Consider the following 6318-nt stretch of genomic DNA (forward strand, 5'->3'; position numbering starts at 1 on the left):
GATCTAAAGTTTTATCATTATGGAAATCGTCCAGATGAAAGTCAATCGGGTCTGTGCCGGGGACGCGCTGGGCGCAAGGGCAACTGGGAAGTGGCGGCGATGGCGCAATACAATGGTTCAAGAAATACATATTCCAACCATAAGGAATTCAACATGGCATCTGGCGATTTCGACACGCTCGGGCTGATCGACGTCCCCAAGTCCTGCGACATGCTTGCGGCCCGGCTGCGCAACCAGATCCTGTCCGGCGTCTACCCCGCCGGCACGCAGCTGCCGGCCGAGCGCGACCTGGTCGCGCAGACCGGCATCAGCCGCAATGCGATCCGCGAGGGACTGCGCATCCTGGAGGCCGAAGGCCTGGTGCAGACGCGTCTGGGGCGTTACGGCGGTTCGTTCGTCTGCCAGCCGTCGGATGAAATGTTCGCGCGTCATTTCCGGGTCTATGCGCGCGGCCGCAAGCTGCCCCTGGAGGCGTTGCTGGAGGCCCGCGAATCGCTCGAACCCCGGATCGCGATGCTGGCCGCGGCCAACCGGAACGACGAAGACCTGGCGGAGTTGAAGGGCGTGCTGGAACGCATCGCGGCGCCCGCCGCCCAGGATCCGGCGTGTTTCCTGGCCGAGACGCGCAAGTGGATCTACGGAGTTTCCACCGCCAGCCACAATGAGCTGCTGCGGGTGTTCATGACGTCGCTGGCAGAACTGATCCATGATTTGTCGGGGGTCGAGGACTTCACGTCCGAGGACAGCCGCAAGGAAATCATCCACGTCTACCAGCGCATCTTCCAGGCCATCGCGGACGGCGACGTCGCGGCGGCCGGCCGTCGCACCGAACGGCACGTCAAGGCCTATTCCGAACGTGCGCGCAAGGCGGGGTTGACGCTGTAGGCGCGCGGTCCTATTCGTTTCCCTGCGCGGGAAAGGGCGGACCCGGGGGGAACGCTTGGCCAATGTGCCGAGCTGACCGCGCAGAGCGGCATGCGGCGGAAGATCCCTCGGATTGACATAGAATGGCCTCACATCAGCGGTCATTCCGAGGTCATCATGTCGGTCGCATCCGATATCAAAATACGCCCGCTAGAACGCGGCGACCTGCACTTCGTGCACAAGATCAACAATAACGACGTCATCATGCGCTACTGGTTCGAAGAGCCCTACGAGGCCTACGACGAACTGGTCGCGCTGTACGACCGCCACCTGCACGACCAGAACGAGCGGCGCTTCATCATCGAACACGACACCGGGCAGCCCGCGGGCCTGGTCGAACTGGTGGAGATCGACTACATCCACCGGCGCGCCGAATTCCAGATCATCATCGCGCCCAGCTACCAGGGCAGGGGCTACGCCAAGGCCGCGACCCGCATCGCGGTGGGCTATGCGTTCCGCGTGCTGAACCTGCACAAGGTGTACCTGGTGGTGGACAAGGACAATACCGCCGCCGTGCACATCTACGAGCGCTGCGGTTTCCAGATCGAAGGCCTGCTGAAGGAAGAGTTCTTTTCCAACGGCGCCTACCGCGACGCCTACCGCATGGCCCTGCTGCAGCACGACCATCTGCGCGACGTGGGACCGGGCGCGCCGGACGCGCCCGTGCTGAGAGACTGGCCGCAGGAAGAACAGGCGGGATAGCGCCGCCGCCAGGGCCGCCCGCGGCCGGCGCGCGGCGGCGCGACGGCTTCAGGGCTTGAAGAACGCCGTGGGGGTCATCAGGCGGTTTTCCTGGCTGATCAGATAGCCGGCGTCCGCGCTCTTGGCCAGGTATGTCGCCCAGGCCGGATCCTTCTGCAGGGCCTGGCGCTTGGCGTCGCGGTCCGCGGCGCTGTCATAGACCCAGATATGCATGTAGGTGTTGACGTTGCCCGTCTCGGTCTGCATGTAGGCGAGCGGCTTGCCCAGATGCCGGCTCTGCACCTCGTAGCCGTGCTCGGCATAGAGCGCCAGATGTTTCTTGATGGTGCCGGCGCGGCAGGTATAGGTACGTACGTCGTAAAGCATGGTCCATCCTTGATAGGTGTTGCGGAAAGCACATTAGTCGGCCGTGGCGCCGGACTGCTTCACCAGCGTGCTCCAGCGTTCCACTTCCTGGTTTACATACTGTTGGAAGGCGGCATGGCCGTCGCCCACGGGATCCGCGCCCAGGCCCTTCAGCTTGTCCTGCACGGCGGGGTCCGCCACGCCTTGCGTGATGGCCAGCGACAGCTTTTCCACGACGGGCGCGGGCGTGGCCGCGGGAACGAACAGGCCGAACCATGAACGGGCGTTCATGGCCGTGTAGGGCGTCTCGGAAAACGCGGGCACGTCGGGCAAGGCGGCGTGGCGCTGCGTGCCGGTGACCGCGATCGGCGTGAGACGTCCCGCCTGCACCTGCGACAGCACTTCGGGCAAATTGGCGAACATGATCTGGACCTGGCCGCCCATCAGGTCATTGAGCGCTTGCGAGCCGCCCTTGTAGGGCACGTGCGTCATCTGCGCGCCCGCCAGCGAATTGAACTGGGCGCCGGCCAGGTGCGACGCGGTGCCGGTGCCGCCGGAGGCGTAGTTCACCCGGTTGCCGTTCGCCTTGGCATAGGCGGCCAGTTCCTGCGGCGTCCTGGCCGGCACCGACGGGTTCACCACCAGCAGTAAGGGCACCGACGCCAGGTTCGACAGCCCCGCGAAGTCGCGCGTCAGGCTGTAGTCCAGTTGGTGATAGAGCGTCGCATTGATGGCATGGCTGGACGTCGCCATCAGCAGGGTGTAGCCGTCGGGTTCGGACCGCGCCGCCATGACGGCGCCGATGTTGCCGTTGGCGCCGGCCTTGTTTTCGACCACCACGGGCTGGCCCAGGCGCGTGGACATGGACTGCGCCACGGTGCGCGCGATCACGTCGGTGGCGCCGCCCGCGGCGAAGGGAACGATGATGCGCAAGGGCCGTTCGGGATAGCCGGCGGCCAGGGCGGGCGCGGCAGCGCCCAGCGACGCGGCGGCCAGCAGCGCGCCAGCGCTCAACCGCCGCAGGAAGGGCAGTGGGGTATGCATGTCTGTCTCCAGTGTTGGATTTTTTATGTCGTCGGGGCGCCGTTACCAGGGGCGGCGGGCGGCAGTACGTTCCCGGACTTGACCGACTTTACGCAGCCCCGGGGCGGCCGCGTTAGGACAGATCGGAGCTTGTGTTGCACTTTTCCGCGCCGCTGCCGGGCGCCGCCCTCATTCGATGGGGCGGTAGTGCTTTCTGCGGAAGTCGCCGGGCGTGCAGCCGGTGCGCTTCTTGAAGAAGCGGGCGAAGTAGGCCGGGTCTTCGATGTTCAGCTTGAACGCGATCTCGGCAATGCCCAGGGCGGTATTGCTGAGCAGGCGCTTGGCCTCGAGGGCGATGCGCTCCTGCACCAGCTGGCTGGCGGTGCGCCCCACGCTGCGCTTGACCGCCTCGTTGAGCTGGCGCTCGCTGACGCACAGCGCATCCGCGTACTGCCGGATGGCGTTGAATTCCAGGTAGTGGTCTTCGATCAGCATTGTGAACCGCCGGGCCAGCGGATAGCCGGGGCCGGCGGCGGTCTCGCGCTCATCGGCGGGATAAAGGCGGCGCAGCTGCGTCAGCAGGATCAGCAGGTACGAGCGCACCACGTCGAAGCGGCCGGTCTGGCGGTCGCGCGTCTCGCGCTCGATTTCGCCCAGCAGCGGCAGCATGCCGTCATGCTGCTCGCGCGAAAGATAAAGGACCGGCGAACCGCCGGCCACATGGAAGAAGGGAAACTTGGCGATGTCGTCCGCGCGCGGGAACATGTGCGCGAAGAAGTCCGTGCTGATGTTCAGCACATAGCCGCGCGGCTTGACGGACGAGGTCCAGGCGTGGATCTGGCCGGGCGACAGGAAGAAAACGGAGTGGTCGCGCACTTCGTGCTGCTCGAAATCCAGCATGTGCGTGCCGCGCGCCTCGCTCATCCAGAGCAGGTGGTAGTAGTTGTGGCGGTGCAGGAAACCGCGCGGAATATCTTCGCGGTCCTGCAGGCGCACCAGGTCGAAGTAGAACGACCCCTCGCCCGAAAAATCGGATGATTCAAAGGTGGGAAAGGGTTCCGGGTGGGGCGAATGCGAGCCTGCGGACAAGCGGAAGTCTCCTTGACGGCGCGCACGGGGCGGCTCTGTTTTTCGCCATCATAAGGGGAAACTCCCGCCATGCCCGCGTCGGCGTGCCGCCAGTTTCAATGGCCTGCCGGCGCCGCCCGCAGCAGCCGCAGGCCGTTGGCCACCACCAGCAGGCTGGCGCCCACGTCGGCGAACACCGCCATCCACAGGGTCGCGTTGCCCGTCATGGCCAGGGCCAGGAACACCGCCTTGATGCCCAGGGCCAGCACAATGTTCTGGACCAGCACGCGATGCGTGGCGCGCGACAGGCGCAGGAACGTGCCGATCTTGCGCAGGTCGTCATCCATGAGGGCCACGTCGGCCGTCTCGATGGCGGTGCCCGTGCCCGCCGCGCCCATCGCAAAGCCGATGTCGGCGCGCGCCAGCGCGGGCGCGTCGTTGATGCCGTCGCCCACCATGCCCACGCGGGCGTCGGGGGCGAGCTTGCTTTCGATGGCGGCCAGCTTGTCTTCCGGCAGCTGGTCGCCGCGGGCCTCGTCGATGCCGACCTGGCGCGCGATGGCCTGCGCGGTGGGCGTGTTGTCGCCCGTCAGCATCAGGGTGCGCACGCCCAGCGCGTGCAGGTCCGCGACGGCCTCGGCGCTGGTGGGCTTGACCGTATCCGCCACCGCGGCCAACGCCAGCACGCGGCTGCCGTCGGTCAGGGCGATGGCGCTCTTGCCCTGGTTTTCCAGTTCATCCAGGCGCGCTTCCAGCTTGTCGCTGGAGACGCCCAGTTCGCGCATCAGGCGGCGGTTGCCCAGCCGGTACGTCACGCCGTCGAGCTGGGCGCTGACCCCGCGGCCGGGCAGGGCGGTGAAGGCGTCCACGTCCAGCAGCGCGCTGCCGGCCTCGCGCGCGGCGTTGGCGACGGCGAGCGACACCGGGTGGTCCGAACGGGCCGCCAGGCTGGCCGCGATCAGGGCGGCGGGATGACGGCCATGTTCAGGGGCGTCCCAGTCCTGGATGTCGGTCTGCACCGGCTTGCCGTGGGTGAGCGTGCCGGTCTTGTCGAGCGCCAGCCATTTCAGGTTGCGGCCTTCTTCGAGGTACACGCCGCCCTTGACCAGGATGCCGCGGCGCGAGGCCGCGGTCAGGCCGCTGACGATGCTGACGGGCGTCGAGATCACCAGCGCGCACGGGCAGGCGATGATCAGCAGCGCCAGCGCGCGGTAGATGGCGTCGAACCAGGGTTGGCCCCACAGCAGCGGGGGAACGACCGCGACCAGCAGGGCGATGCCCACCACGGCGGGCGTGTAGATGCGAGAAAAGCGGTCGATGAAGCGCTGGGTCGGCGCGCGCGCGCCCTGCGCCTGTTCCACCGCGTGGATGATGCGCGCCAGCGTGGTGTTGCCGGCCGCGGCGGTCACGCGGTATTCGAAGGAGCCGGCGGTGTTGACGGTGGCGGCGAAGACGGGATCGTCCTGGGCCTTTTCGACGGGCAGGCTTTCGCCGGTGATCGGGGACTGGTCCACCGCCGAGCTGCCGCTGACGACGATGCCGTCGGCGGCGATGCGCTCGCCGGGGCGCACCCGCACCCTGTCGCCCGGCTGCAGCGCGGCGGCGGGCGCCTCGATCCAGGTGCCGTCCGCCTGGCGCACGGTGGCGGTTTCGGGCGCCAGGTCCAGCAGGCCGCGCACGGCGTTGCGCGCGCGGTCCAGCGAGCGGGCCTCGATGAGTTCGGCCACGTTGAACAGGAACATCACCATGGCGGCTTCGGGCCATTGGCCGATGAGCACCGCGCCGGTGACGGCGATGCTCATCAGGGCGTTGATGTTCAGGTTGCCGTTGCGCACCGCGATCCAGCCCTTGCGGTAAGTGCTGACACCGCAGGCCAAAATGGCGGCCAGGGCCAGCGCGGCCGTCAGGACCAGCGGCCCCTGCGCGAAATGCGAGAACTCCGACAGCGCGGCCAGCACGCCCGCGCCGCCGATCAGCCACCAGTTCACCGGCTTGGCGGCGGGCGCGGCGGGAGCGCCCGCGGCGCCGTCCGCCAGCGGCTCGGGCGTCATGTCCAGCGACTTGATGGCGGCGATGATGGGATCCAGCGCGCCTTCGGCATGCACCACGGTCAGGATGCGCTGCATCAGGTTGAAGTCCAGCGCATGCACGCTGTCCAGGCCGCCCAGCTTCTTGCGGATCAGCGTTTCCTCGGTGGGGCAGTCCATCTGGCCGATGCGCAGGCGCGCCAGCGCCTGGCCGGGGCCGGCCGAGAGC

General features: G+C 67.5%; 6 protein-coding genes. 2 read left to right on the plus strand and 4 right to left on the minus strand.

The features are described 5' to 3' along the window. Window positions 1–153 precede the first annotated feature (153 nt). Both ABE485_RS25460 and speG read left to right on the plus strand, forming a co-directional pair. On the plus strand, window positions 154–885 hold the full coding sequence (locus ABE485_RS25460; RefSeq protein WP_346518023.1) for a FadR/GntR family transcriptional regulator: 732 nt from the start codon (window positions 154–156) through the stop codon (window positions 883–885). Window positions 886–1041: 156 nt separating this feature from the next. After that, on the plus strand, window positions 1042–1626 hold the full coding sequence (gene speG, locus ABE485_RS25465) for a spermidine N1-acetyltransferase (RefSeq protein WP_346518024.1): 585 nt from the start codon (window positions 1042–1044) through the stop codon (window positions 1624–1626). 48 nt (window positions 1627–1674) lie between these two features. On the opposite strand, the gene ABE485_RS25470 is transcribed toward speG, so the two are convergent. The 4 genes from ABE485_RS25470 to ABE485_RS25485 all read right to left on the minus strand — a co-directional run. After that, window positions 1675–1992, minus strand: a complete 318-nt coding sequence (locus tag ABE485_RS25470) for an NIPSNAP family protein (RefSeq protein ID WP_346518025.1) — start codon at window positions 1990–1992, stop codon at window positions 1675–1677. Window positions 1993–2025: 33 nt separating this feature from the next. Then, window positions 2026–3015, minus strand: a complete 990-nt coding sequence (locus ABE485_RS25475) for a tripartite tricarboxylate transporter substrate binding protein (RefSeq protein ID WP_346518026.1) — start codon at window positions 3013–3015, stop codon at window positions 2026–2028. 168 nt (window positions 3016–3183) lie between these two features. Continuing rightward, window positions 3184–4083 carry a helix-turn-helix domain-containing protein gene (locus ABE485_RS25480; protein ID WP_346518027.1) on the minus strand — a complete coding sequence of 300 codons (900 nt, stop codon included), beginning with the start codon at window positions 4081–4083 and terminating at the stop codon, window positions 3184–3186. 95 nt (window positions 4084–4178) lie between these two features. Continuing rightward, on the minus strand, window positions 4179–6318 hold a 2140-nt coding region (locus ABE485_RS25485; protein ID WP_346518028.1), incomplete at its 5' end, for a heavy metal translocating P-type ATPase.

Source organism: Achromobacter spanius, from assembly GCF_039673305.1.
GTDB classification, from domain to species: domain Bacteria; phylum Pseudomonadota; class Gammaproteobacteria; order Burkholderiales; family Burkholderiaceae_B; genus Achromobacter; species Achromobacter spanius_F.

Excerpts from the sequence above, each read along its gene's own strand:
- ABE485_RS25475 (WP_346518026.1), bottom strand. The coding sequence starts at position 3,015 with ATGCATACCCCACTGCCCTTCCTGCGGCGGTTGAGCGCTGGCGCGCTG.
- speG (WP_346518024.1), top strand. The coding sequence starts at position 1,042 with ATGTCGGTCGCATCCGATATCAAAATACGCCCGCTAGAACGCGGCGAC.
- ABE485_RS25470 (WP_346518025.1), bottom strand. The coding sequence starts at position 1,992 with ATGCTTTACGACGTACGTACCTATACCTGCCGCGCCGGCACCATCAAG.
- ABE485_RS25460 (WP_346518023.1), top strand. The coding sequence starts at position 154 with ATGGCATCTGGCGATTTCGACACGCTCGGGCTGATCGACGTCCCCAAG.